23 protein-coding genes are annotated in these 26,688 nt (G+C 37.1%); 7 read left to right on the top strand and 16 right to left on the bottom strand.

Annotation, left to right across the window (positions count from 1 at the left end):
• Positions 1 to 54 precede the first annotated feature (54 nt).
• Positions 55 to 735 carry a (d)CMP kinase gene (gene cmk / locus LQ50_RS18570; RefSeq protein WP_034632124.1) on the bottom strand — a complete coding sequence of 227 codons (681 nt, stop codon included), beginning with the start codon at positions 733 to 735 and terminating at the stop codon, positions 55 to 57.
• Between the two features lie 207 nt (positions 736 to 942).
• On the opposite strand from cmk, the gene LQ50_RS18565 reads away from it, so the two are divergent.
• Positions 943 to 2,832, top strand: a complete 1,890-nt coding sequence (locus LQ50_RS18565) for an InlB B-repeat-containing protein (RefSeq protein ID WP_034632123.1) — start codon at positions 943 to 945, stop codon at positions 2,830 to 2,832.
• A 69-nt stretch (positions 2,833 to 2,901) separates the two neighbouring features.
• Here the strand turns inward: LQ50_RS18565 and LQ50_RS18560 are convergent, their stop codons facing one another.
• The 13 genes from LQ50_RS18560 to LQ50_RS18510 all read right to left on the bottom strand — a co-directional run bounded on the left by LQ50_RS18560 (position 2,902) and on the right by LQ50_RS18510 (position 15,392).
• Complete coding sequence (locus tag LQ50_RS18560) at positions 2,902 to 4,020, bottom strand: sugar transferase (protein WP_237563753.1); 1,119 nt, start codon at positions 4,018 to 4,020, stop codon at positions 2,902 to 2,904.
• Between the two features lie 80 nt (positions 4,021 to 4,100).
• Complete coding sequence (locus tag LQ50_RS26070; protein WP_052144854.1) at positions 4,101 to 4,286, bottom strand: hypothetical protein; 186 nt, start codon at positions 4,284 to 4,286, stop codon at positions 4,101 to 4,103.
• Between the two features lie 120 nt (positions 4,287 to 4,406).
• Entirely contained in the window at positions 4,407 to 5,171 is a 765-nt protein-coding gene (locus LQ50_RS26325; protein WP_084138936.1) for a CatB-related O-acetyltransferase, read from the bottom strand.
• Between the two features lie 72 nt (positions 5,172 to 5,243).
• Positions 5,244 to 5,981, bottom strand: a complete 738-nt coding sequence (locus LQ50_RS18550) for an ABC transporter ATP-binding protein (protein ID WP_034632121.1) — start codon at positions 5,979 to 5,981, stop codon at positions 5,244 to 5,246.
• A 12-nt stretch (positions 5,982 to 5,993) separates the two neighbouring features.
• Positions 5,994 to 6,776, bottom strand: a complete 783-nt coding sequence (locus tag LQ50_RS18545) for an ABC transporter permease (protein ID WP_034632119.1) — start codon at positions 6,774 to 6,776, stop codon at positions 5,994 to 5,996.
• Positions 6,777 to 6,808: 32 nt separating this feature from the next.
• A complete protein-coding gene (locus LQ50_RS18540) occupies positions 6,809 to 8,065 on the bottom strand; it encodes an alpha-2,8-polysialyltransferase family protein (protein ID WP_034632117.1) in 1,257 nt (418 codons plus the stop codon).
• 25 nt (positions 8,066 to 8,090) lie between these two features.
• Positions 8,091 to 8,798, bottom strand: a complete 708-nt coding sequence (locus tag LQ50_RS18535; protein WP_034632116.1) for an acylneuraminate cytidylyltransferase family protein — start codon at positions 8,796 to 8,798, stop codon at positions 8,091 to 8,093.
• A gap of 86 nt (positions 8,799 to 8,884) precedes the next feature.
• Positions 8,885 to 10,033 (bottom strand): UDP-N-acetylglucosamine 2-epimerase, encoded by a 1,149-nt coding sequence (gene neuC, locus LQ50_RS18530; protein WP_034632114.1) that lies wholly within the window; start codon positions 10,031 to 10,033, stop codon positions 8,885 to 8,887.
• Positions 10,030 to 11,082 carry an N-acetylneuraminate synthase family protein gene (locus LQ50_RS18525; RefSeq protein WP_034632112.1) on the bottom strand — a complete coding sequence of 351 codons (1,053 nt, stop codon included), beginning with the start codon at positions 11,080 to 11,082 and terminating at the stop codon, positions 10,030 to 10,032. The genes neuC and LQ50_RS18525 overlap by 4 nt, the downstream gene beginning before the upstream one ends.
• A 25-nt stretch (positions 11,083 to 11,107) precedes the next feature.
• Positions 11,108 to 11,926, bottom strand: coding sequence for a glycosyltransferase (locus LQ50_RS18520; RefSeq protein ID WP_034632109.1), 819 nt, complete (start codon positions 11,924 to 11,926; stop codon positions 11,108 to 11,110).
• A gap of 29 nt (positions 11,927 to 11,955) precedes the next feature.
• Positions 11,956 to 12,870 carry a hypothetical protein gene (locus tag LQ50_RS18515; RefSeq protein WP_034632105.1) on the bottom strand — a complete coding sequence of 305 codons (915 nt, stop codon included), beginning with the start codon at positions 12,868 to 12,870 and terminating at the stop codon, positions 11,956 to 11,958.
• Between the two features lie 446 nt (positions 12,871 to 13,316).
• The gene (locus LQ50_RS25825; protein ID WP_202595393.1) at positions 13,317 to 13,469 is read right to left on the bottom strand and encodes a hypothetical protein; all 153 of its coding nucleotides are present in this window, start codon (positions 13,467 to 13,469) and stop codon (positions 13,317 to 13,319) included.
• Positions 13,470 to 14,048: 579 nt separating this feature from the next.
• Complete coding sequence (locus LQ50_RS18510) at positions 14,049 to 15,392, bottom strand: C40 family peptidase (protein ID WP_034632102.1); 1,344 nt, start codon at positions 15,390 to 15,392, stop codon at positions 14,049 to 14,051.
• Positions 15,393 to 15,615: 223 nt separating this feature from the next.
• Here LQ50_RS18510 and LQ50_RS18505 point away from each other — a divergent pair, with 223 nt between their 5' ends.
• The 6 genes from LQ50_RS18505 to LQ50_RS18480 all read left to right on the top strand — a co-directional run bounded on the left by LQ50_RS18505 (position 15,616) and on the right by LQ50_RS18480 (position 23,325).
• Positions 15,616 to 17,223, top strand: a complete 1,608-nt coding sequence (locus LQ50_RS18505) for a hypothetical protein (protein ID WP_152608253.1) — start codon at positions 15,616 to 15,618, stop codon at positions 17,221 to 17,223.
• Positions 17,224 to 17,370: 147 nt separating this feature from the next.
• Positions 17,371 to 19,206 carry an LTA synthase family protein gene (locus tag LQ50_RS18500; protein WP_084138934.1) on the top strand — a complete coding sequence of 612 codons (1,836 nt, stop codon included), beginning with the start codon at positions 17,371 to 17,373 and terminating at the stop codon, positions 19,204 to 19,206.
• A 714-nt stretch (positions 19,207 to 19,920) separates the two neighbouring features.
• The gene (locus LQ50_RS18495) at positions 19,921 to 21,132 is read left to right on the top strand and encodes a processed acidic surface protein (RefSeq protein WP_034632095.1); all 1,212 of its coding nucleotides are present in this window, start codon (positions 19,921 to 19,923) and stop codon (positions 21,130 to 21,132) included.
• Positions 21,133 to 21,137: 5 nt separating this feature from the next.
• Entirely contained in the window at positions 21,138 to 21,779 is a 642-nt protein-coding gene (srtD, locus tag LQ50_RS18490) for a class D sortase, LPxTATN-specific (protein WP_052144853.1), read from the top strand.
• A 355-nt stretch (positions 21,780 to 22,134) separates the two neighbouring features.
• Entirely contained in the window at positions 22,135 to 22,659 is a 525-nt protein-coding gene (locus LQ50_RS18485; RefSeq protein WP_034632089.1) for a hypothetical protein, read from the top strand.
• A gap of 21 nt (positions 22,660 to 22,680) precedes the next feature.
• The gene (locus LQ50_RS18480; protein ID WP_034632087.1) at positions 22,681 to 23,325 is read left to right on the top strand and encodes a DUF5667 domain-containing protein; all 645 of its coding nucleotides are present in this window, start codon (positions 22,681 to 22,683) and stop codon (positions 23,323 to 23,325) included.
• Positions 23,326 to 23,632: 307 nt separating this feature from the next.
• On the opposite strand, the gene LQ50_RS18475 is transcribed toward LQ50_RS18480, so the two are convergent.
• A complete protein-coding gene (locus LQ50_RS18475; protein ID WP_034632084.1) occupies positions 23,633 to 24,661 on the bottom strand; it encodes a potassium channel family protein in 1,029 nt (342 codons plus the stop codon).
• A gap of 78 nt (positions 24,662 to 24,739) precedes the next feature.
• Positions 24,740 to 25,981, bottom strand: coding sequence for a glutathionylspermidine synthase family protein (locus tag LQ50_RS18470; protein WP_034632082.1), 1,242 nt, complete (start codon positions 25,979 to 25,981; stop codon positions 24,740 to 24,742).
• Positions 25,982 to 26,688 lie beyond the last annotated feature (707 nt).

Here is a 26,688-nt window from a genome sequence, read left to right as displayed (position 1 = left end):
TAGATAATTCCCTCCTGTAATTTCCATAGTTTTCTGTTTATACATTAATCCTTGTTAATCCTGAGAGACAGGGATATTTATAAGGTTAACAATCGCATCAACAACTTCCGGTATAGATAATGTTGTTGCATCAATCACAATTGCATCCTCAGCTTTACGTAATGGCGCTACTTCCCTCGTAGCATCTAACTCATCACGTTTAGCTATCTCTTCTTTCAACTGGTCTAAGTTTGAAGAAAAGCCCCTTTTTAGTAACTCTTCGTGACGCCTTTCTGCACGTATATCAACTGTAGCAGTTAGGAAAACCTTAACCTGAGCATCAGGCAATACATGAGTTCCGATATCTCTACCGTCTAATATTGAATTTTCTCCTATCGCTAGCTTTCTTTGACGCTTAAGCATTTCTAATCTTACACTTTCATGGCTTGCTACGATTGGAACAGATCGAGTTACTTCTGGGGTACGAATCTCTACAGAGACATCTTGATCATTTACAAAAACCGTTGATTTCTCGCTGTCATTTACTAATTTAATACTAAGTTGAACAAGTAAATCTTTAATAGCGCCACTGTCTTGTAAGTCAATGTGAGATTCTAAAGCCGAATATGCTAATGAACGATACATCGCACCTGTATCAATATATAATAAAGAAAGCTGTTCAGCTACTAATTTCGCAACAGTACTTTTTCCAGCTCCAGCTGGCCCATCTACCGCAACATTTATTTTATTAACCATCAATACACCCTCTATAAAGAAAAATATTTACTTCACGGTATTTTATCACATTTTCTCATATCAATTAAGAATGTGAGCATTTAATTTAGATATATAATTAACAAAATATCACAGAAAACGACAGAAACCACAATTATCCTTTCCTTAATTAGGAATTTTCATTATAATTATAAGTACTGAATAAAATTAAAATGAGGTGTGCTATTTTTGGACAAGAAATTTATATTATTAATTCTATCAGGTATCATAGTAATTTCCTTAATGGGTATTTTTACTGTTCATGCTATTCATTCTGATAACCTTAGTAACCAACTTGATATAGCTAATAATCACTTTGACAGGGAAGAGTATGAAAAAAGCATCGAAGCTTATATCAATGTTCTAGAATTGGATCCATTGAATGTCAATGCTCGCTTAGGACTATCAAAAGCATATCTGGCAATCTCCAATTTTGATCAAGCTAAAACAATTTTATTAGAAGGTATTGAGTTAATCCCCATTGAAGAAAGTTTCTACTCAAATTTGGCGCATATTTATATAGGCGAATCCGAGGTTATTGCTGCATTAAAAATTTTAGAAAACGGTATTTCAATAACAGATTCTTCTTCATTACAGGAAACATACGAGTCAATAAATGAATCTATTTTTATAAAATCAAGGACGCTAGTACAAAAAGAGTATAGTAGGAAATTAGAATTAGTTTGGGAAAAGGATTCTGGTGAAACTATTCCGCTGACAGCAAATTGGCAGGTACTGGATAACTCAATTGGTATTATTGAAGAAAGTGAGACAAACGACAAACACGTTGATTTTTTTGGAATTGAAGTTGGTGAAACTGTTGTTAGAGCTGATGTTGAAGACTTTTCTATAGATAAACAGATAATTGTTCGTGAACAAGTCCTAGAAAATATAATTGTGAAACCGCAAGAACATAAAACATTAGCCATTGGACAACCGCTCTCCATAACACTTGAAGGATTGGATGCTGCTGGAAACCCTATCGATTTTAATCCAGAATGGTCAATGAGCAATAAAATAGGCGAATTGGAAACAAGCAGCGGTTTACAAAGTACCTTCACTGCATTCCAAGAAGGCCAAACGACTATTTCTATTAGATATGAAGACTATCAAAAACAATTTGATCTTAATATTGAGGGAGAAAACAAAACCATTTCGTATGAAACTACCGGAGGTGGCGAAGTAATTATTTTTCCAGGTCAAACTTCGTATCCAATTGATAGTCTGGTAACTATTGAAGCTCGTCCTAAAGCTGGATGGAAATTCATCGGTTGGGGAGGAGATTTAGAAGGCGAATCAAACCCTGCAAATATTACAGTTACTGATCATTTAAACATTCAAGCTATATTTGAAGAGGAACTAACTCATACTCTATCATTAGATAAAACTGGCGACGGAGAGATAATTCGAAGTTCCATGAATTCCGAATTTACACATATGGATACCATCACACTAACAGCTAGACCTAGTTCTGGTTGGACATTTAAAGGGTGGGAGGGCTCTGAGCCAACAACAAACGACAGAATTACTGTAACAATGAACAACAATAAATCATTCAAAGCAATATTTGTTAAAAAGGAAAATAATCCACAACCTGAACCAACACAAGAACAACAATCACCCACACCTAGCTACACATTATCTTTAGGTGCAAGTGAAGGTGGGCAGATTAGAAAAGACCAATCCGGAAATCAATTTAAGAATGGTACTAAAGTAAACCTAACTGCCCTACCAAACCCGGGCTGGAAATTTGATCGCTGGGAAGGAGCAATAAGCGGAACATCTGGAAATGCAACAATCACAATGAATGAAAATAAGAATGTAAGAGCTGTATTTTCAAAAGAAGAACCGAAAAATTTCAATCTTTCTACCACTATAAGTGGAGATGGTACTATTTCGGGGGTTAGAAATGGCTCGTACACAGACGGTTCAACCGCTACAATAACCGCAGTACCCGCTGAAGGGTGGGAATTCGATCATTGGGAAGGAGACGCCTCAGGAAATAACCCGTCACTTTCAATTACTATTAATAGGGATATGGCTATTACAGCTGTGTTTAAGTCTTCTGATCTTGATTAAAAAAATTAAATAAAAAAAGCGAGGCTGAATATGTAAACAGTCTCGTTTTTTTTATTGCGATCTAGTTGGCTATTCCTTTTCTACACTCTCTCGAATAAAAATTGGTTTACTTTTTTTCTGTGCATCTCGGGCAACTTGTCCATCTGCCTTTGCCTTATTTATAACAACTAAAATAGTACGTAATATAATAATCATATCTAACCAAAGAGAATAATTACGAATATAGTGCAAATCAAACTTCAACTTATTCTCCATATCGGTTGTATAGCTACCCATAATTTGAGCATATCCTGTTATTCCAGGTTTAACTGCACATCTGTAACTAAACCAAATATTTTCTTTTTGAAAGTTCTCGGCAAAAAAGTCACGTTCTGGTCTTGGTCCAACTATAGACATATCCCCTTTAAGAACATTAAATAATTGAGGTAATTCATCAATCCTAGTTTTTCTAATAACATTACCAATCTTAGTAATCCTATGATCATCATTTAGTGCTAAGATAGGTCCGGATTCTCTTTCAGCATTTTCACGCATTGATCGGAACTTTATTATTCTAAATGGCTTATTGTTTTTTCCAAGTCGTTCCTGTTTATAGAAAATACTTCCTCCATCTTCAAATTTAATAAAAAGAGCGGTCAAAATCATAACCGGTAATGAAAGTACTAATAATAAAATAGAAAAAATAATATCAAATAATCTTTTAATAAACAAGAACCCACCGTTAATATAAAATGGCTTTACTTGAAGTAACATCGTATCATCTAACGTAGTAATTGTTGATTTCATTAACAATAATTCACTAACCGTTGGCATAACAAAAACATTCTTATTTTGTCTCATTGCATAATATAGGATTTTATTTTTTAAGCTATTATCTACACTTGAACTTACAAAGATCACCTCATAAGGAGCCAACTTTTTCGTGATAACTGCAAAAGTATCATTCATTTCTATAAAACTTATACTTTCCTTCTTATTAAATAATTTTTTTATATTTTCTTTAATTGAAGAAAATTCATAATAATTCCCAATTATTACAGCTTTCCCTTTAGTATATTGATTGTATCTAATTATAAAAAACTTCCAAATAAATAGAAGTAGAAAAGTTAAAGTGTGTGACATCAATATGACAGATCGCGGTAAGGAGAATTCTCTAAATAAAAATGATAGAGCGATAGTAACGATCATTATAAAAATTAACGTTACTATTAATTTACGAACAAGGTCCCAAACATCATAATGTACTAATCTATCAAGTTCAAATACTCCTATAAAAAAACACTAATTAATAGAATCCATGGTATTAAGTTAATAAATGATTCTATATTTCGTTGCTCAATAAGAGTAATCTGGGCAGCAAACACAAATGACAAAATATAGGCGAAAAGAATTAACATTAAGTCGACAAATACTAATGAAAATCTCATCAAACGATTTGGGTTAATGTTTAGCATATAAAAACTCCTAATTTAATATTCATTAAAATTTTATCACAAAACTAGGAATTTGAGACTATTTTTCGACAAATATATATAAAATACATGAATAAACCTAGAAACACGTTTAGTTATTATTTAAGATAAAATCTTTCCGTTCTTATCTAAGGCAATTGTTTCGGAATTAAATTTGCTATAGTTACCACTTTTAACTCTATCTTCAAGGATAGGGATTATCTCTCTAACTTCAGTCCAATCTAAATTATCTAATAACTCTATCTGGTAATCCCACCATTTTATTTTAAGCAAAGCATTGATAATATCTTTATTAAACCTATATTTAATTATTTTAGCTGGCACTCCACCAACGATTGAATATGGTGGAACATCCTTCGTTACAATCGCCCCACTTGCTATAATAGCTCCATCACCGATTGTCACTCCTTTAAGAATAGTAACATTTAGCCCAATCCACACATCATTTCCTATTCTTATTAAGTCTTTCTTTGTTTGATTCACCTTTTTTTTATATGACTTAGCGATTAGAGTCTGATTTCTTTCTATGAAACTCTCAAAATTCTTTGAAGTTGGCCACTTACTTGCATTTGAATCCGTATAAAATAATGGACTAGAAGATAAAAAAGTAGTAGGGTGTTCTGCAGGAGCAGTATAAATGTTTTTTGCTAAGGAACAAAATCTGCCAATAGATTCAACCCCAAAAAAAGTCCCTCCCTGCATATAAGTAAATCCTCCAATCTTTTGAATTTCAAAAACAGGATATTTACCATTTAAATCAACAGGTGATTCGAAAGTACACGTGCACTTTGCAAATGTACTCCAACTATTTAGATTCGATAAAGTTGCATAAACACCAAAATTACGCAGTTCATGTATTAATGCCATAAATCCTCCTAATTTAAAACTATAGTTTGAAAATTAAGTAAGAGGGTGCCATTATAGCTCACCCTCTTTAGATTATTTATTTATAATTTCATTCTCATAATACTCTAAAGCCGATTCAACATTGCCTATAAAAACAATATTACCCTTATCTAAAACTATACCCTTGTCACAGACCTCTTTCACCTGTTTAGCATTGTGTGAAACAAAAACAATAGTTTTCCCTTTTAAATATTCTTTTATTGCTTGTAGGGCTTTTTTGCGAAATCTAGCATCTCCCACAGCTAATACTTCATCTAACAAAACTATATCTGTCCGAACATGGATAGCTATTGAAAAGCCTAACCGCACTTTCATTCCGGAAGAATATTTCTTTATTGGTGTGTCAATGAAGTCTTCTAGCTCAGCAAAAGCAATGATGTTATCAATAACCGCATCCACTTCATCTTCCTTTAATCCAAGTACTGCTCCATTGATATAAATATTCTCTCTACCAGTCATCTCTTTATGAAAGCCAGCACCTAACTCGATTAATCCACCTATCTCACCATTTACTTTTACCGAACCTTCGGTAGGCGTAGTGACTCCCAGAATTGTCTTCAATAAGGTACTCTTACCTGATCCATTTCCTCCAATAATAGCAACTGATTCGCCTTGCATAATATTAAATGATATATTATTCAAAGCCCAATATATATCATTTCTACTTTTTCTTTTAAGAATAATATTCTTCCATTCACGAGGTCCTTGTACCAAACCAGTCTTATAATATTTTTTACTCACTCCATCTAATTCTACTGCAATATGTTCCATCTATAAAACCCCTTATACAACATCAGCAAAATTTTTCTCTAATTTCAAGAAAGTAACCCAACCAATTGCAAGAAATGTAAGTCCAAAAATTAATCCATATGATAACATATAAAAATCTGGCACCTGATTATGAATTATAACCCTTCTGTAGCCATCTATTATTCCCGTTAATGGGTTTAAGGCTAATAACGGTTGAAACTGTATTGGCACACTCTGATATGAATAAATAATAGGTGTTAAGTAGAACCACATTCTCATAATAATTGGCGTCATAAGATTTACATCTCTAACGTAAACATTAAGTGATGAAAGTAAAAACATTAGACCAATAGATAATATTAATTGAATAAAAAAGATTGGTATTACGTAAAATATATTAGCGCCAGGAAAAAACATAAAATATACCATTAAGATTACTAGACTTATTAAAGAATAAGTAAAACTAACTGTTTCTGATATAAGTTTAACAAAAACTAATGCTGGTCTGTAAAACCTTCTCTGTCTTACTAAACCGGAGTAACCAGTTACAATTCTAGGAGAGCTCCCAATAGTTGAATTAAAGAATCTCCACGGAAGTAATGCAACTATAAAAAATAATGCATAAGGTACTCCTTCACTTGGTAACCTAACAAATAGAGAGAATACAATTGTATAAACTGCAACCAAACCTAATGGTTGAAAAACAATCCACAATTTCCCTAGGAAAGATTGTTTATATTGGGAGTTAATCTCTCTTTTTGTCAGAGTTAGGACAAGATCTTTATTCTTCCATAATTTACAAAGTGCATTCCACATACAAAACCCAACCTCTAAAAAATAGTAAATACTTAATTAAAAGTAACTCCACCAATAACTTTCAATGTATCTCTGTCTACCTCAATTTCTTTTAAAACATTATCTTTTATATTCGCAGACTTAATATTCCTTAGGTAATAATTTGCACAACTAACAACTTCTGTCCCAGATATTAATTTAGGACCATAAACTAAAGACGTTGAAGTTAAGCTAACAATTGTTTTCGGCTTCTTTTCAACTAGTATAGCTTCAAATGGCATTTCTACATCTAACTCTATTAGTCTAATATTATTATATTTCTTTATTTTATCCTCAAAAGATTTTCTAACTTCAGTTTTACTTCGCGGATGCATTTTTATAAAAATATTTCTTTGTGGATAAAACTCATTTAAATATTTCATTATAATTTCTGTATGCTTTTCAGGAGGTACATTATATACTTGGTCTAAAAAGATAACTGATTTTCTATCTAATAAACTTAGCGTTTGGCTATTTTTTAGATAATATTCAACTTCCTTTTTAAGTTGATAATCTAATTTAAGTTCATTATATTGCTTTGCCTTAAATAGTTCACTTCCTTGATCAGGGAATGTAAAATAAGCTTTATCAAACATTGGAATTGTTCCATCAAAGCTTCTTAATTCTTTAGGCGTTTTTATTTTTTTAATTTTATTTACAAACTCGATAGGGAAGAAAGATAAACATATTCTAGCCATTCCTTTAAGTAAAATAAAAAGTGGATTGAATAAATTATTCTTTATAAATAATAATAAAAATACTAACCATTTAAATAGATCTGTTTGTTTAATAGCTTGTTTAAAATCTTTAATGGCAAAATTTTGTGCGATAGTAAATCGTTCTATGAATTTTATTTTATTATTTTCCTGCATTTTATCTAACACAACTTTAAACTTATATGTTCCTAGGCCTTCCTCAAAAATGTTTATATTTATGTTCTTAGCCTTAGCTATGTCATAGAGGAAATTATAATGAGAGTTATAATTACATACAAAAACATCAGTAAAAGGATAGTTTTCTATTAAATGATTATAATCTTTCCGTATTTTCATTAAATTATTCACATGAAACTTATTTGGAAAATTAGGAAGCTGAAGTGTGTCGACATTACTAAAAAATTGATTATCAACATTATTTATTATATTATCACGAACCACCGTATTTCTTTTTGTCCATAAGACAACTAACACATTATCAATTAAATCATTTTGTTTAATAACGTTTTGAGCTTGAATGAGTTGCCCTAGATTAGACACAATAAACAAATTCAATTAAAACACCCTTTTCAATATTAAATTATTGATGAGGAGACTTACTCTTAAGAATAATTCGTAAAAGTTCCAAATCATTATAATCATCTATGTCTAGATCGTACTTTTGATCCATTATATACGCATGTTTATTATCATTTAGACTAATGGTATTATTAAAATGTTTAATTGAATTAATATATATTGCACCATTAACTTTATAATAATTGGGGAAGTCCTGTCTTCGAACAGTACTAGGAGTTTTCAGCAAGTTACTTAAAGTTGCTTTTTCTGCATTAAGTGTTCTCATTAAGATTGGGTGTTCTTTTACTAACGATATACTTACTAATGACGTAACACCACTATTGATAATCTCCATAATTGCTTCATCAATATGAAGACTCGTCCTGAGTGGCTGTGTTGGTTGCAATAATACAATATAATCGTATTTCTCCCCACAATCCTGAAGTTTTTTAACACAATGGACCAAGGCATCAATTGTTTTAGCTGAATCAGAGGCTAAGAAATCAGGTCTTAAGAAAGGAACTTCAGCGCCACAACTTTTTGCCACTTCAGCTATTTCTGTTGAGTCCGTTGAAACAACTACCTTATCAATATATCTTGATCCTTTCGCAGCATCAATTGTATATTGAATTAATGGTTTACCATTAACATCTATTATATTTTTCCCTGGAATCCCTTTGCTTCCACCCCTAGCAGGAATAATAGCTAATATTTTTGACCCTTTATACATATATTAATCATCCTTATAGTTTATAATAACTCATAAAGATAAGAAGAAATAAAATCAAATTTTATTTCTTCTTACAAATTGTTGTTTTAACCTACTAGACTAGGCTTTAAAACCTCAATATTCATAAATTGTTTCTGGAATTGTTCATCCCAAACAAAATCATTCTCCAACGCCTCTAAAAACCTCTCATCACTTCTTCCGTCACCAAATGGAGAAGTACTTTCGAAATTTAGCTTGGTAATATTATTTAGTGTCGTCAAGATTTCATCCTTATTTTCCCTCACATGAATTATTAAATCATAGATATCATATCTTCCTTGTTGTCTAATACCTATATCTACTGATTGGACACCGTAAACACTAGCTTCACGTACTCCAGCACTAGAGTTACCAATCATTAATTCACAATTTTTCAATAATGTTAGGAAATTCTCAAATCTAATTGAAGGGAATAATTTAAATTTAGGATTGTTTTCAAATCTCTTATACTCATCCAATATAATTTGGCTTCCTTCATCATTGTTGGGGTAAATTACTATATAATTTCTATTTGAAGCGATTAATGCATCAACGACATTCCGTATATGATCTTTCAACTTATGAACCTCTGTTGTAACAGGGTGGTACATAAAAATTGTATAATCATCGTAAGGAATTGAATAGCGTTCTTTCACAGTTTCAAGAGTTGGTAATTTACTAGAGAACATGATATCAATGTCCGGTGATCCAATAACAAATATTGATTCTTCTTTCTCCCCTAACTGAATAACTCTTCTCTTCGCCTCTTCATTCGATACAAAATGTAGATGAGCAAATTTAGTTACAGCGTGCCTAATAGATTCATCAATAGTTCCTGACACTTCTCCACCTTCAATGTGGGCAACTTTTATATTATTAAGAGCACCAACCATTGCTCCTGCTAGAGCTTCTACTCTATCACCATGAACAACAATTAAATCGGGCTTGATTTCAGTAACATAATTACTGAAACCAACTATTGTGTTACTCAGAGTAATATCCATACTTTGGTTTTCTCTTTGGTTCACGAATTTATATATATTTTGAAAGCCATCTTTTTCGAGTTCTTGATATGTTGACCCGTACTTAGACAACATATGCATACCGGTAACAAAGATATTTAACTCAAAATTAGGGCTTTTGTCAACTCGCGACATTAGTGACTTGATTTTCCCGTAATCTGCTCTGGTACCAGTCAAGAAAACTATTTTTTTCATTGGCTTATCATACTCCATTTCACTTGGATATTTTCTTCTATATCAGTTTGTGCCGTTTGACCTAAACATTTTTCGAAATCAACTGCTTTGATTTCACCAGTACCAGGTCTTTTCACCCAAAGATTTTCTTTAGTTAACTTTTCACCTTTTTTAATAGGCTTAGTAGTAACAACACACGCATATGCAAAATCAATAGTAGGTTGCTCTTCTGCCAGGATTTGTTTCTTTCCACCCAAAGCTAGAGAGATGGCATCTGTACCTTCAATTAACTCCTTTAATTCAGTAGGATCAATTGAAATTGGAACATCTGGTCCTGGCCAGCTCTTGTTAGAAGTAAAATGTTTCTCTAGGATACTTGCACCGTATGGGATAGCACCAAAGCACGTATAGTTACCCATAGAGTGGTCACTTAAACCTGTTACTGCATTAGGGAACTGTTCGCTCAGATCTTGAATGGCACCTAACTGTACTTTATCGTATGGAGTTGGATACATAGAAACACAGTGTAACAATGCATATTGAACATTACGTTTTTCTAAAATTTCTACTGACTTCTTAATAGATTCAATATTATTCATACCTGTACTTAAGATAATTGGCTTTCCGAAAGAAGCAATATGATCAATTAACGGATAGTTGTTACACTCACCTGACCCAATTTTATAAGCTTGTACACCCATTTCCTCTAAGCGATCAGCTGCTGCACGCGAGAATGGCGTACTAAGGTAGATCATGCCTTTACTTTCTACATATTCTTTCAGTTTAATTTCTTCATCTAAAGTCAATGCACATCTTGTCATAATGTCTAAGATAGATTCTTTCGCATTCCCCGGGATAACTTTCCCAGCTTCAGGAATCATTTCATCTTCAATAACATGACTTTGGAACTTAGCGATTTCAGCACCAGCTGCATATGCATCATCGACCATTTGGATTGCCTTGTTAAAATCACCTTCATGGTTAATACCGATCTCAGGGATAACAAATGGCTTATACCCTTGTCCAATTTTTCTGTTACCAATTTCAATTACGTTTTTATTTTTAATCATAATATCCTCCAAAAATATATATATTTTATTTACTTCTTAAACTAAACTCATAAACAAACTTTCTAAATGGTGGGGGTAGTACCCTTACAGGTGCTCTCACCATAATGTTTTTGTAGTATATTTTTAAATCAATAAAGCCCATTTCCAAAAATCTTTTTTGAAGCTTTATTTCATTTAACAGATATCTCTTGCCGCCTCTTCTAAGGATAAACCCATTATCAACCCTAGCGTAAACTAAGCTTTCTGGAATGTTTAACATTTTACACCCATTAGCAATCATTCTAGCCCAAAGGTAATAATCTTCAAACCAAAGCATTTCTTTATAATTACCCGACTTAAGGACACTGCTTTTTCTAAAGACTACTGTCATATGATTAAAGGGGTTCCTACTTTTTGCGAATTTTTTAATTTCCTTGTCATTAGTAGGAACCTTTCTAGTTGAGACCACATTGTTGATATCATGCTCAAATTCTGAAATATAGGAACCGACAATATCTATATCTGGATGTTCTAATAAGCATCCAACTTGTTTCTCAAATCGGCTCTCTATAGATACATCATCAGAATCCATTCTTGCGACTATATCAAAACTTGAGGCCTTAACGCCGACTTCAAGTGCATTACCTAAACCCTTGTTGGTGGAGAGCCTCACTATTTTAAATAGCTTTCCCCAGTTGTTTTCATAACTAGCAATAACATTTTCTAACTCATGAGGGACCTCTCCATCTATTACTAGAACTATTTCTGCTGGGGGCATAGTTTGTACTATTATACTATTAATTGCTTCTTCTAAATGAGTTGGATTATCTTTATAGTAAATTGACATTAATACTGAAAACGGCATAGACTTCACCCCCTCTGCTAATAAACGTATCAAAAGTAACAATCAAGCTTAGGATGAAGTGAACTTTTTTTACTAGCTACATATAATTTCATATTGGAATCTTTTAAATAGGTATTTTTAATTAAATTAACAACTATTTCTATTGGAAGGTTTGATTCCGTTCTAATATTTGTTGGGTGCACTTTACTAGTTTCATAATCTTGTATAGGTGTAACCTTACTTTTATAACTCTCATGTTCATAGAAATATAAGCTATTATTTAAATCTATTCCACAGAGTATAACCTCTTTATAACCTAAGACTTGAGATAAATGTAACAAATAGCTTATACTAGCCGATTTTTTCAGAAGGAGGTTCACTGAGTGTGAATTTTGCGACTCAAAAAAATCTTTACCCTTGTTTAGAAACTTTTCAACATGATACTCATTCGAGTAAGGGATAACTATCTCAGTTGATAAATAAATGTTATCTATTAACTCAGAAGGAATTAAGTCAGTAGATAAGCCTTTATATTCAACATCTTTAACTATTAAAGGAGTATTAATGTAATCCGCTTTTCGTTCATTTAAGATATTGTAGAAAACTTGGTTTCTATTTAATTCTAGATTTTCTTCATAAACGTAAAACGTAGGTACAAAGTCATGAACAACCCAGAAATTAAATCCTATACTGTCATGTTCATTAATATGTCCCCATTGTTCAGCAGTAATATCATTTATAGAACTTCCACTACCAAGAATAAAAAGTTTATCACTTTTCTTTCTCTTTTTGTAATCTAGGTCCTTCAATTGCTTTAAACGCTTATTTAATGCGAGTTTCTTTACATGGTAAGTGTTTACGTTAGCAGAAACATTATAATAAATGCTAGCATAAATATTGAAAGGAATTATATCTACGACTGAATCATTAATTAGTTTCAGCATATTTCTTATCGCTCTATACACTATTTTAGCATCACCTTTAATTAATAATTAATTTTCGCTCACTTACTTCATGTCTAGGATACTATCTTTCTAATAACAAAGTAAGACTAATTCCTCAAAAAAACCACTTTATTTATGACATTTTTTCCAATTAAAGTTAATAAATTGGTTCAATCTTGTCAGCTTGTTATTTTTTAATCCTTTTACTCTTAGTTCTTTAACTATCTTAATTAGTTTAAAAACGGCTATTTTCTCCTGTACTTATAAGCATCTTATTCAACAACACTTCTATACTAAAGTGATTTTCCCTTACCTCAAAAAACTACCAATAAGACCCCATCAAAACTTTTCAAAGTGAATTATAACACAATTTGTCAAATATTGTAGTTATTATCCTATAAGAAAGTTGTCATTCTAATATTCAACTCATCTGTATACTCATAAAAAAACCAGAGAATTAATTTTAGTTAGTCTCTGGCTCCTGTTAAAATTTCTTTTCTTTTCTTTATATAATAACTAATGACATTTTCTATATCATCAACTTTTTCCATATCAGCGTCTTGTAGAATATATCTGATTGTTTTTTTTACTGTTTTAGGCAATTCCTCGAATTTTTGCATATAATGAACACCTCGCGTAAAATTGCTATATTGAAGTTACCACAATTAATAACGAATAAACAATATTAAAATTATGGAAATTAAATTCCATTTCCATCTGTCCTATATTATAAACCAGCTTTTTTTATTTTTAATACACCCACCCTATTATTCATCAATACATCCTTATATAAGTTAGACCTATTCCCTTTAGAGTTTCAATGACATTACTCTATATTAAAAATTCATGTTATCAGGAATTATATCACATTTTTCCTTAGTCAAAAACACACACAAGAATAAACAAGTAAAGTTTTATGTTAGTTATTTAGAAAAAAGGCACTATGAAAAGTTAACTCCAAAAATTCAAGTTACGCATTGACCTAGTTGGCATGAAAGAAAGATTGAAAAAAGGTTTTTGTCCCTTCCTTAATCGATGTTGAAGATGCAATCAACAACACTCAAGGCTATCCTTTACATATTAAATCGATTGTCTATATGATACGCGGAACAAAAAAAGTAAAATCATTATTTGCTTAATTTCTCAATAATAAAAGACTTGAGTTCTGTTTTCACTAACAGAAATCAAGTCTTTTAGGTTTAATGCAACCTCTTCGCTCCCAAATACCGCTCTTTCCAATAAGGATTATCCATACTTGTAATCGTCACACCCGTAGACGATCCACTATGTACAAACTGATTGTTCCCAATATAAATCCCATTATGTGATGGACCGCTTGTATAGGTTTCAAAGAAGACCATATCTCCTACAGACGGCTTTGATACCGCCTTCCCTGCATTCCATTGCTGAGCAACGGTTCTTGGGATCGAAATGCCTTGCTGAGAAAACACGAATTGAGTAAACCCACTACAGTCAAACCCAGCTGTGGATTGTCCTCCCCATTGGTAAGGAACTCCGATATGGTTTGCTGCTTCTGCTACAAGGTTTGTTACAAGTGCTGCTGAATTGTTGTTTGAACCTGAAGCACTTGATGATTTATCTTTTGATGACGATTCCTTGCTTGCGTTTGAACTTGAGGTGTTGTTTGAACTTGACTTATTGGTTGCGACTTCGTTTAGCTTGCTGATTGTCTTCGGTCCAGCAATTCCATCGACGGTTAGCTTATTTGCTTTTTGGAAGCTGCGTACGGCTTGGGCTGTAATATCTCCGTAATAACCTGTTGGTTCTTGATTAAAGACGCCTACAGACCTTAGCTGAGCTTGGAGGTTCGTTACGGCCGATCCAGTGCTTCCAATACGTAGTGTGGATGTCGCTACGCTTCCACTTTTTGTCTCTTGGTTTCGTTCTTCTTTTTGTGGAAGATCTGGTGTATATTCGGTTTCTTTTTGCGATGCTTCATTAATAAGGTGAGAAAGCGTCTGCGGTCCCACGATCCCATCAACTGACAGGTTATTGGCACGTTGAAAATCACGCACTGCTGCTTCGGTTACTCGACCAAACTGCCCGGTGACTTTATGCGTGTAATAGCCTTTTTCTTTTAGTTTCTGTTGAAGCATTTCGACTTGTGAACCGTTTGAGCCAAAACGAAGCATGCCTGTAATGCTTGATGAATTACTCGAATTTTTTGAAGAGGAACTTGATGTCTTCGAGCCTGATGAAGGAGCTTGTCCACCCATCTCCGATAATAATTTGCTTAATGTCTGTGGTCCAGCGATTCCGTCCACTTGTAGTTTATGCTTTTTCTGAAATTCACGGACAGCGTCTGCTGTGATGGATCCGTAATAACCTGTTGATCGGTCAAAATTAAAAAAACCTTTTTTCTTTAAGGCATCTTGTAATTCCTTTACATCAGGGTGGTCCATCCCCGTTCGTAGGGTTTGGTCACCAAGTGCTGCGTCTGCCATTTGCGGGGTTACTAGAAATAAACCTGTCGCAAATGTCGACGAAAGTACTACTTTTTTAAGTGTTGAAGCTTCCTTCATCTACATAAGACCTCCTCAATCGCCAAAATTATCTATTTTATTGATAATTTTACCTTTATTTTTACAAGATTACTAGATTTTCTTTCGATCTTTTTCATTACTATTTGATTACATGAAGTATTGGGGTTATGCGCTTGGTCGCGCAATCAGGTTCTTTTTCAGTATGGGCAGCTCTAAAGGTGGGTAAATTTGTAAGAAGGATGAATGGAGTAAGGGTGAGTATATGGGAAGGAAATTCTTTTGTTTCTTTTTAATAGGTTTGATCATTTCAGGTTGTTCGGGCGGTAAAAAGGGGGATGAGTTGGCGTTAGAGGTGGTGGGTCTTGGGAGTGATCTTCTAATCGGAGAGCCCTTTCAGTTAATGGTGAAGGCCGATGGATACGACCTTCATGTTACGAGCATGGATGAGCAGGATCGCTATGGTGTGAAGGATTTCGTTTATGAGTTAGCGATCAAAGAAGGCGTGGGTGAAGCGCTCGGGACAGCTACAGTGACGTTGAGGCAGGTGCCAACTGCGGATTGGTTTGTTTTTGTCGAAGTCGAATCGTTTGAGGACGAGATAGAGTTGACGTTGCAGCATTCTCTTGACGGACATGCTTCAAAAACGTGGGAGCTCGATAGTCCGACGGAGGAGGTATACCCAGAGAGAAAAGAACGGACCTTACCTGATCCGACGACCAATTCTTTTCATTATGTTGAGTTTGCAGAGGCAGATGGTGTGAGCGGGAGTGTCTTAATTGGTGGGCAATATCAATTTCAGGAGTTGCTGCATACGTATGATGACCTTCATGATAAGACGAGTCATGTGTATGAACTGATTCGGGAAATGGATCAGTTTGTCGTAGCGGAAGACGGCGAGGGTGTTCGCTTGGACGTGACGACCGCTGCAGAGGCTGGCATGGGGCATTCTTGGTATCTTCTTAGTGAGGCGGCCCTTTTTTCAAATGAGGAGGCGTTTAAGCGCGCTCAGCATATTGGGATTGATGAGTACAAATGGCTAACGCCTACGGATGTTCTGAGCAAAGCACCTTCGACCATCTTCCCGTATCATGAGCAAGGCTTTGTCCGGTCGCTTGTGCGACAAGGGGCAAAAAAGTCGTTGCTTGAACTAGAGGCAAGTGGGTGTCGCTTTTTTGAAAGTGTGAATTGGAATTCATTCGTTCAGCTTGAGTCGATTCGAGATGATGACGGGTTGTGGTATTCCAATTACACGAGCACATGGCTTGAGCGGAAATATGGGATAGTCACTCATTATGTCGACTCGCGTCATAATGACAATCTCTTTCGGAATCAAGAGCGACGGGCGCGAAATTTAGAGATTGAGGAGTATCGTGACGAGTATCTCGTGTATGCGGACTTTTTGGTGCAGAAGTTTGAAGAAGGGTTTGTTGTGGAAACAGACAATGGGGCGATTCTTGTTGATTATTTTTCTGATGATGGAGAAGCACTGCCTCATGCGTCGCTCAATCATGCGTTAAGCTTAATGAATTATTTGTATGATGCTTATCTGAAATCAGGGAATGAGGCATACCGTATGGTCGCAGATACGATGTTACGGGGGATTGTTGATATTGGCGAGGACTGGATCGCGCCAGATGGGCATGTGTATTACCAGCTTAATCAAGACGGCACGCTGCAGTCTGAGGATTACCGACTTGTGACGTATTATGACCTGCTGTACACGAAGAAGCTGCTTGAGGAGATAAAGGGATCAACTGAACCGCTCGTTGATACGTTGATTGAAGTGAAGCGAGCTCATTTAGAGGAGCAGGAGCTTGACTGGGATGTGGATGTCGAACATATTGAAGATTATGTTGGGGTGATTGAATAGAGGGGAGTTGGGGTCAGACCCCTCTTTAATGCGGTGAAGTCGTGAAGGAGGGTCTGACCCCAACCCTATTTTTTCACTATGCTTTCTTTTCAGTTTGGGGTATAATAGCTTATTAAATAGTTACTACGTGAATAGGAGATAACCGTTTTGAAACATATTCATTTATACTTGGTTTTCTTAGTGATTTTATCTATAAAGATGTTTTTGACCCGCGTGTTGATTTTTGATGATTATCAGGTCCTCTCTATGTTTTGGTTGGAGATGGGCTATGTTGTGTTGCTGTTAGCGTTGATTGAACTTCTTGCGAAAAAAGGAAAGATGTTTTTTTATTTACTTGTAAATTTGGTTCTTTCTTTTCTTTTGTTTAGCATGGTTCTTTATTTTGACTTCTTTGGGATCATGGTGTCCCATCATGCCCTCTATCAGATTCACCAAGTTGGGGATGTGAGTGATAGTGTCTGGACGCTACTTCGTCCGATCCATTTTCTTTATTTTATTGACTTTATCATTCTTGGACTTCTTTATGCTTTTACCAAAGTACGCTTTGTTCAAATTCAGCGCTTGAAAACGATGGTTGCTTTCATAGTATTGTCGCTTGCCGTTATTGGGTTCCATCTCTTCTTATCTAGCAAAACCGTTAATTACGACTCGATTGCAGCAGCGAAGCAGATGGGGATCTTCAATTATCAAGTCTCAGAAATCTATTCTGATATTCAAACGGTTGAGAATCATTTAGCTGGGGTTGACTTGACGAATGAGCAGATCCGTGAGTTAAAAGGATTGCCAGAGGCCGATGCTGAAGCGGGCGATCCGACGTATTTCGGTGTTGCCGAAGGACGAAACATTATCGTGATTCAATTTGAGTCTTTGCAAGATTTTACGATTGGACTTGAAATAGACGGTCAGGAGATTACCCCTCATTTAAATCAACTCGTTGAAGAGGGGCTCTATTTTCCAAAGGTGTATCAACAAATTGGTGCTGGAAATACGTCTGATGCTGAGTTTTTATTAAATACATCGCTGTATCCACCAGGCAGCCGAGGTGCTTCGGAAGTGTATGGCGACAAATTCTTGCCAAGCTTGCCTCGTCTTTTAAAGCGAGAAGGCTATCATACAGCTACCTTCCATACAAATAAAGCCTCCTTTTGGAATCGTACGGAAATGTATGAGGCGCTTGGCTTTGATGACGTGTATGATGAAGACTTTTTCGGGACAGATGATTATATTTTAATGGGTGCTTCGGATGAAGTACTTTATGAGAAAACGATGGACAAGTTTGTTGAGTTCGCTGATAAAAGACAGCCTTTCTATGCGAATGTGATTACAATGACGAGTCATCACCCATTTGAATTGCCAGAAGAAAAGATTGCGATTGATCTTCCAGAGCGATTTGAAGGAACGTTTATTGAAAATTATTTAACATCGATTCATTATGCGGACAAGGCCATGGGTGAATTTATTGATCGGTTGAAAGAAGAAGGAATATGGGAAAACAGCTTGATCGTGACATTCGGCGATCATTCTGGGGTGCACCATAGTCAAATTACAGAGGTTGACCAACAGCTGTTAGCGGAGATGAACGGTCGAGATTATTGGTTTTTGGATCGCTTAAATATCCCGCTTATGATAACAGCCCCCGGCGCATTAGAGGCGGAAGTGATCTCAAATGTTGGTGGACAAATTGATTTGATGCCGACGATGGCCAATTTGGTTGGATTGTCACTAGAAGATCACATTCACTTTGGACAAGATATCATCAACAACGAGGAGAATTTACTTGGGATGCGTTATTACTTATCGCAAGGCTCCCTCTTTAATCGCGATGTCTTGTTAACTTCAGAAGGCGACAATGGGACAGCTTATGACCTTGATACAGGAGAAATTATTGGAAGTCGTCTTGATTATCAGGATGAGTTTGAGCGGGTCATTCAACTGTTGAATTTGTCCGATAGCTATGCCGATCAGCTGCCAGAGAGACAATAAAAAAGAGGGGCGAGAGCTTAAGCTAACGGGTTCAGTTTTGGGAGGGAAAACGTTAATTCACAGGTTAACTATTACATTTCACACTCCAATCCCAAATGAATGAACACTATAATTAGAATACAATCAAAACCACCCGTGGTAACGGGTGGTTTTCTCTGCGGCTAGAAGCCTCTCTTACCGGCCATAGTTAATTAAGCGGAGATTTTTCGGTTAATTCCAAAATAGAGCTCGTTCCGAGGTATATAGGAGGAGTTTTTCCGATTACGCAAAGAAAAATGACCCAATTTCAGATTTACTGAGTCAATAGGCGGAATATCTCCGTCTATTTAAGCTATTTTCAGTGCTAATTACTAATTAAGGGGAATATCTCCGTTTATTTATCAGACCGGGTTCTTAACCAGATCCCCAGCCGATAAGAGCGGACTCTCACTATCCCAGATACGGGAAACAGTATCTTTTAATCATTTTCACTTCCAAAACTGAATCCGTTAAGCTAAAGCTTTCGTCCCTCTCTTTTACGTTTTTGAAACTAAAAGTAATTCGATCCGTATAGAAATTAATATGACTTACACAGGAGGGTTAGATCATGTACTCATGATTAGTTTAGGCTAAAAAGAATGGTCGTAATCTTCTAAAAAATCTTCTACCTTTTTTGAATCTATGAGGTTATAATTATCTAGAAATTTACATTTTTTATATATGGAGGAATGTTATGTGAAAGGCTTGTTCATGTCGTTATTGGTTGTGTTAGGTCTTGTTGTGTCTCCGCTTTACTCGTTTGCTGCAGTTGAAGAAACCCAATTGCAGGACTTGCTACAAGAGGTTGGTTGGACGAAAGATGAGTTAGAGGAGTATTTGGACTTTTGGGGACTTACGCTGGATGATTTTGATGATTTTGAAGACTTATCTTCCTTTTTAGGACCTGTGTTAACAGAAGAGACCCTAGAGGAGATTCTGGCTGAGTATGGCTTAACGTTAGAAGAAGCAACCGAGCTGTTGATTTTAAACGGTGAATTAGAAGAAGGACAAGCTATTTTGGATGTCTATACATTTGTAGATGACCTAGATATCGATTTATATTATTATACATTAACCCCGATTACGGATGAGAATTTACAAGAACTCCTTGAAACCTATGATCTAACGTTGGAAGAATTAATCGCTTTGTTAGAAGAGCACGGGGATTCGCTTGATTATTATGAGTTCATTGAAGACCTAGAGTGGGCTGTTGAATACTACCTTTACTATTATGAGGAAGAGGAAGAGATCGATTTTTCAGAGATTGATGACCTCTTTGACCAACTAGGCTTAACATATGAAGAGCTAGACCGATTATTTGAGCACTTCCTCACGCTTGATCTTGAGGATCCAGCCTTTTTGGAGCGCTTAGAAAGATTGGCTGAGCGGATGATGGTGTTTGAGGATTTTGATGAGGCATCTGAGCTCACAGCCGCACAAATTGCAGAGCTGCTCGCTATTTTCCAAGAAGCACTAGACTTGCTAGAGATTGATGTAAAATACTACCTTGTCAAAGACGATGAGAAAAAGCCAGTTTCCTTGGCGACGTTAATGACGATGACAACAACCGATGGCTACGGCCTATTGATCGAACTTTATAATAGACAAGGGGAATTTTTAGCGGATCTATTATTTACAGCGGATATGCTAGGTTCTGAGATTATTGTTGAGACTGGAAAAGACTTAAAGAAAACCGAAGAAGTGATTGTCAAACAAACAGAAAAGAAATCAGAGAAAAAAGCTGAGAAGAAGCCTGCTCCTGCTGAGAAAAAGCCGGTAAAGAAAACGGAGCGAGGTGCCAAGCTTCCGAAGACCGCATCGAATTCTATCGTGAATGCGGCTAGTGGACTCGCGGTGGCGGTCGCTGGATTTGCGTTGTATCGTCGTTTTCGTGTGAAAGGTGTGTAAGTCGAATGAAGCGATTCATTCTTCTTGTCTTCTGTAGTGCGCTTATTATGGGCGGGTTATGGTTTTCTGGTACGAATACTTTTACATTTTTCAAAGGGTATTTTTTGTATAAGACAGGAACAGAGGCAGCGGTGTCTGCGGATCCTCCTTTAGCTCCGGAAGATGATGATACGGATCCTGTTGTTGAAGAGGAGGTCGTCGAGGAGGAGACGCGTGACTTTCCTGCCAATCCTCAAATTGGCGACTTAATGGGTGAGCTATACATCCCGAAGCTTGATGCGACGTTGCCGATTTACCACGGGACCGATGAGGAGGAGCTTGAAAAAGGCGTCGGTCATTATGCCGGCAGCGTCCTTCCTGGTGAGAACGACAACTCCGTCTTGTCCGGACACCGCGATACCGTGTTTCGCCGCCTAGGTGAAGTGGGCGAAAATGATCTGCTGATCGTCCGAACGGCAGCGGGAGAATTTGAATACAAAGTGCGGCGGGTGCGGATTGTCGATGAGGATGACCGGACCGTGATCGTACCGAGGCCGCGTGCGACGTTAACGGTATCTACGTGTTATCCGTTTAACTTTGTTGGAGCTGCTCCTGAGCGATATGTGTTGGTGGCAGAGCTTAGAGGGCAAGAAAAGAAGGTACGATGACGTTTTTAGAAAGAGCATGAGTTGTTTGTTGCGACTCATGCTCTTTTTTTGTTGTTGTCGTGCGTGATTAGCGTGGGTTCTGTCCAAACTCGGGGATTTGCTGTCCAAATGGGGGGAGATTCAATCCAAACGGAAGGATTTGCTGTCCAAACCGGGTGCGATTCAATCCAAACGGAAAGATTTGCTGTCCGAGGCTTCGTTTGCTAGGCTGGCAAATGAGAATGCATGGGGATTTTTCGTTTTTGAATGAAATTTCCTATAGACCGCCTTCCTAATCTAATAGATAATTAGTAAGGTATGGACATGGAAGTGGAAAGAATTTTTGTGTAGAACCAGTACACGTTAAGGAGTTTTTATGAAAAGAAAGAATCATGTAACAGCCCTTCTCGCCTATTTGATGTGCTCCCTCCTCCTTCTAGGCGGCTGCGCTTCTGCTACTGGCTCAGGAAGTCAAGAAGTAACAGACATAGAAGAAGTCACCGAACACGAACAAGTCGTCATGTATGAAAATAGCGATAAAGGAATAAAAGTGTATGAACTCCCAAATTGGGAATTTGAGGAGCAATTAGAAAAGGATCAATTTAATGTGATCTTTCAAAGTGACAAAGGAAAAGCGATTATCACGGTACTAGATTCCATTAAGGATGTAGAAGACATAAAAAATGAGCTGATGATTGGCGTGGGTACCTCTACCATTATTGAGGAAACAGACCATTATTTTGCTTTTGAATCCGAGCGAAAAGAAAGCATACGCGCTGACATTTACATTGAGCAGCAAGGTCAAAAGGTTACTATTCTTACCTTTATGACACCATTAGATGACTACGAAGAAAAGATAGAATCTATCGAAGAGTTCAAGCAACACATTGATTTCTATTAACATTCAAAAGGAGAATTTCAAATGAAAAAACTCGTCATCGCAACTACTGTTTGCCTCCTTCTAGTCGCAGGAGTCGTCCACGCAAATCAAGAAAAGGACATCGTTAGTCCAGAATCTGAGCTATACGAAACAGTTCGTGTTATTGAAGAGACAACGATAGAGCTAACCAAAGATCCTGGTGAAAAAACTCTACTTGAAGATGAATATGCAAAAAATCGCTTGCTTGAAGCTGAAGAAATGTTGGCAGTCGGAAATGAAGAAGCGGCCGAAAGCTCTATAGACGATTACAACGAGCATATGGATGCAATTGAAAAAAACTTAGCTGAAGCGAAGGAACGTGGCAAAGATATTTCTGAAGTGGAAGTAATCATTAACGAAAACATGGAAAAGCGCAGCGAAAATCTCCGTTCCTTACTTGATAGAGACGACATTCCAGAGCAAGCCAAAGCTGGCATCACAAAGGCGATCGAAAATCAGGCTAAAGCGAAGCAAAGAGCTGAAGAAGCTAGGAGCCAAGCAAGAGCAAAAGGCAATGGGGCCAGTCAAGAGAAAGGAAAACAGGAAAAACAGAAAGGCCAAGAGCGAGCGGAGCAAGCAAGACAGCAGGGGCAAGAGCGGGCAGAGCAAGGCCAAGCGAATAAGCCTGAAAACCCAGGGAGACCATAGAGTAAGAATTTTCATTAAATTGAGAGCGTGAGGGCGACTTCATGCTCTCTTTTTGTTATTTTTCTTGTTATTGGTGTGCTGTGTTTTGAATTGGTGTGCTGATTTCGGGTTTTTGGGGAGCTTTCTGTCGGAAGTGGCGGTTATTCTGTCGGAATGAGGGAATTTGCTGTCCAAACTTGGACTTTTTCTGTCGGAACTCATCCTTTTGCTGTCCGGAGCATTTAATACAGATAAGCGGCGTAGTCGTACCGCAAACATAAAAAAGATATAGCTACTCCATATTGGAACGACTATACCTTTTTTAATGTTATGACGCCGGTATATTCACCTTCTCAAACGTCTCTTTATTACAAATAATATAAAGCACCGCTTCATCCGGAATCTGTTCATCCAATCTTCTATTAATATCTAAATGATTGCGATCGGCAATAAGCGTTGCCCCTTGCGCAAGAAGATCCTGAAATGCATCATTATACGTCTCCCACTCTTTTCGTTTCGGAATTTGATAAAGGTCTTCGCCATGCGCTCTACTAATGAGCTGAGAGTATACTTGGCTCACCCCTTTGTAGAGAGCAGATCTGACAGCTAAGCGTGAAATCGTTTCTTGTGAAAGGATGAATTCATCCACTTGAACATGAGAGAAGTTCGAGATGTTTTTCTCTGCCATGACCTCGACGGTAGTATGGACATTTGGTGCGAGTCGACTTACGGTAATGGAGACAAGCAATGATTTCGCATCTTTAAGTGATGGCTCCTGAATGTTATCATCAGCAAAGATAATCACAGCGTTTGCACCCGTTAGGTTGGCTTTTGCATAAGGCTCTTCTGATGTAGGATCGCCTTGGATGTAATGCAGGCGGTTGTCGCTCATTAGTAATTCTGGTGCCTTAGGTAGCTCGTCAATGACTACTACTTCGACTTCCGTGTCCGAATCAAGAATTTCCTTCACGGCCGATTCTGATTTTTTTCCCCACCCGATGATGACAACATGGTTCTCATTCATATAGGTCATCCTCCCTTCCTCTCTCATTCTTCTAAATAACGTAAACGAATCAACGATCTTCCCAATCACAACCCCAAGCAAACCAATCCCAATTAAAAACATGAACACTGAATAGATTTTGGCCGGGAGTGTGACTGGTGAATAGTCCCCATAGCCGACTGTCGTGAACGTCGTCATAACAAAATAAAAGGTATTTAGTAGACTCTCAAAATTATCGGGCTCAAGAGCATACATGATTATTGTACTAAGTAAGATGAATGCTGCTGTTGTAATAAACAACGTGACATTTTTCATTCGGATAAGGCCCAGGCTAATTTTCAGAAAAAAGTGCATCGGATCCTCCTTTCTTTGGAGTCAGACCCCGCTTTCAGGCAGTGGTGAACTGCAGTGGGGACTGACCCTGCTTTATTGCTACCTTGTCGTATACGCGACAAACATTGATAAATTCCCGGTAATTGGACCACCTACACGAAAGAACAAGCCACTTGGTTCCCCGTTAATCACGTGTGAACCAATCAATAACTTTCCTGTGTATGGTCCGTCCCATGTGTCGATTGTCTGGTCCGGCATTGGGAAGTACTCTTGATACACCATTGGTTGTTCTTGATAATAATCGACGTCCTCTTCTATCACAGCACCGTTTGATACGACCTGAACTCCGCCGCCCTCTCGCCCAAGGACAGGCTTTTTCACATAGGAATTCATATTGCCGAGTGAATCATAGGTTGGCAAAAAGTACTTCTCGATTGCATCACGCTCCATGCGCGTATACCATTCATCTTTTTTCTCCCAAATAAGCGACAGAATTGCTTTTGACTGCATGAGAAGTGCAGATGGTGGATTGATCACCTTTAGTTTCTCATTCATTAAATGAACGAGAAACTGCTCGCCAATCTTTTCTCCCGTTCCACTCTTTTCTTCTAGAAAATACTCTAAAGGATACAGCCGATATAAAAACTCAATCTTTTCTCCTTCAGGTGTTTGAATATCGTCTTTTCCAACGACGATCTCTTCAAGCGGAACGTATTTTGCCTGCTGCGGGTACAAATTCATTAAATATTGAACCGTCTGCTTGTCTTCATCATGCCAGTCTGCACAAGTAAAATACAACGTATCAGCGCTGCCAATTCGGTAATCTCTAATGATTTGATTCCATGCATTTTTCACGTTTGCAGCCAACTGTGCATTCGGATTCAGCTGACCGTGCTCCTGACAAAGCACCTCCTGCGCGACTGCAGACTCCACGATTCCTACCGGTGTATCCGTGTTAGCCTCGATCACCTTTAAACCATTGGCCGAGGCAATGAAATCATATCTAGTAAAATAAGAAAACGCACCCTTCCCTTCTGCAAGAAGCAAATCCCACATAAAAACAGAAATGCCTAATCTATGTATAATCGAGCGGTCCTTCATGATTTGCTCGTATGTTTTTTGAAAAACATCGTTCGCTGCACGTGATGCATTTTCAACTTCACGAGCTAGAGACGATGGCACGACAAGAAGCGAGTCACTCATGTATTGATTGTCTTCATAGTTCTCGTACAAGGTTGCCCATGTGAACCCTTTTGCCGCAGCTTTACGTTCGACCTCTTGCCAGCGTTTTAGATACTGATTTGGTTCAAATGGTTCAGTGAGTGAGTGGTGTGGAAGCATGGCGGGACTCCTTTCTTGAGTTGTGATTAGATGTTTTCGGTGTTTCTGTAAGCTAAACGAGGAACCCGTTCATGGCTCCTTTCGTAATGTAGCTCTGATTTAGCTTGTGTTTTGCACTTCTTTTTCAGTGCCTTCTTTGCGCTATTCCCCCTAGTTTCTTTTGATCGTTGAAATGTAGGGAATTTCTATCTTTCCTCTCAACAAGCGGACGGGATGGGGGGCCGACTCCTGCAGGAGGGAAGGGCAGGTTGAAATCCACCGGCGCAGCCGGTTAGTTCAACGCCCGCCTGCGGAAAGCGTGTCCCCCATCCCGGGAGCGAGATCAAAGCTCCTTTTCAAGTCCTAAATAAACGAGCACTTTTTCAGTGGCCTCCCACTCTATCCCGCAGGAGTCGAGTGACTTCCGCTCCATTCCACTAAGAGAAAAACTGTTTAATAGCATCACTCTTTACGGAAAACAGCCTTTATTAAAAAGATTTGTGCTTTCTTCAAATGTTGTTAAAGATAGTGCGCTTCTCCTTAATAGTGCGAACATAGTGGCATTGGCTTCGCTCGCCGTGCGCCTAAAGGAGAAGTGCGCTCCTTTAGGCTTAAAAGACGACGGCAATTCTGCGCTTCACCCTAGGTTGTATATAAGGGTGGTGTTTTCTTCTTAATAGTGCGAACATGGGGCATTGGCTTCGCTCGCCGTGCGCCTAAAGGAGAAA

The sequence above is a fragment of the Halalkalibacter okhensis genome (assembly GCF_000787375.1).
Classification (GTDB): Bacteria; Bacillota; Bacilli; order Bacillales; family Bacillaceae_D; genus Halalkalibacter; species Halalkalibacter okhensis.
The sequence above is the reverse complement of the archived record's forward strand: the minus strand, read 5'-3'. Positions and strand labels throughout refer to the sequence as shown.

Excerpts from the sequence above, each read along its gene's own strand:
- cmk (WP_034632124.1), bottom strand. The coding sequence starts at position 735 with ATGGTTAATAAAATAAATGTTGCGGTAGATGGGCCAGCTGGAGCTGGA.
- LQ50_RS18545 (WP_034632119.1), bottom strand. The coding sequence starts at position 6,776 with ATGTGGAATGCACTTTGTAAATTATGGAAGAATAAAGATCTTGTCCTA.
- LQ50_RS18480 (WP_034632087.1), top strand. The coding sequence starts at position 22,681 with ATGAAAAAACTCGTCATCGCAACTACTGTTTGCCTCCTTCTAGTCGCA.
- LQ50_RS18525 (WP_034632112.1), bottom strand. The coding sequence starts at position 11,082 with ATGATTAAAAATAAAAACGTAATTGAAATTGGTAACAGAAAAATTGGA.
- srtD (WP_052144853.1), top strand. The coding sequence starts at position 21,138 with ATGAAGCGATTCATTCTTCTTGTCTTCTGTAGTGCGCTTATTATGGGC.
- LQ50_RS18550 (WP_034632121.1), bottom strand. The coding sequence starts at position 5,981 with ATGGAACATATTGCAGTAGAATTAGATGGAGTGAGTAAAAAATATTAT.
- neuC (WP_034632114.1), bottom strand. The coding sequence starts at position 10,033 with ATGAAAAAAATAGTTTTCTTGACTGGTACCAGAGCAGATTACGGGAAA.
- LQ50_RS18560 (WP_237563753.1), bottom strand. The coding sequence starts at position 4,020 with ATGATCGTTACTATCGCTCTATCATTTTTATTTAGAGAATTCTCCTTA.
- LQ50_RS18535 (WP_034632116.1), bottom strand. The coding sequence starts at position 8,798 with ATGTATAAAGGGTCAAAAATATTAGCTATTATTCCTGCTAGGGGTGGA.
- LQ50_RS26070 (WP_052144854.1), bottom strand. The coding sequence starts at position 4,286 with ATGCTAAACATTAACCCAAATCGTTTGATGAGATTTTCATTAGTATTT.
- LQ50_RS18485 (WP_034632089.1), top strand. The coding sequence starts at position 22,135 with ATGAAAAGAAAGAATCATGTAACAGCCCTTCTCGCCTATTTGATGTGC.
- LQ50_RS18520 (WP_034632109.1), bottom strand. The coding sequence starts at position 11,926 with ATGCCGTTTTCAGTATTAATGTCAATTTACTATAAAGATAATCCAACT.
- LQ50_RS18475 (WP_034632084.1), bottom strand. The coding sequence starts at position 24,661 with ATGCACTTTTTTCTGAAAATTAGCCTGGGCCTTATCCGAATGAAAAAT.
- LQ50_RS18470 (WP_034632082.1), bottom strand. The coding sequence starts at position 25,981 with ATGCTTCCACACCACTCACTCACTGAACCATTTGAACCAAATCAGTAT.
- LQ50_RS18505 (WP_152608253.1), top strand. The coding sequence starts at position 15,616 with ATGGGAAGGAAATTCTTTTGTTTCTTTTTAATAGGTTTGATCATTTCA.
- LQ50_RS18510 (WP_034632102.1), bottom strand. The coding sequence starts at position 15,392 with ATGAAGGAAGCTTCAACACTTAAAAAAGTAGTACTTTCGTCGACATTT.
- LQ50_RS26325 (WP_084138936.1), bottom strand. The coding sequence starts at position 5,171 with ATGGCATTAATACATGAACTGCGTAATTTTGGTGTTTATGCAACTTTA.
- LQ50_RS25825 (WP_202595393.1), bottom strand. The coding sequence starts at position 13,469 with ATGCAAAAATTCGAGGAATTGCCTAAAACAGTAAAAAAAACAATCAGA.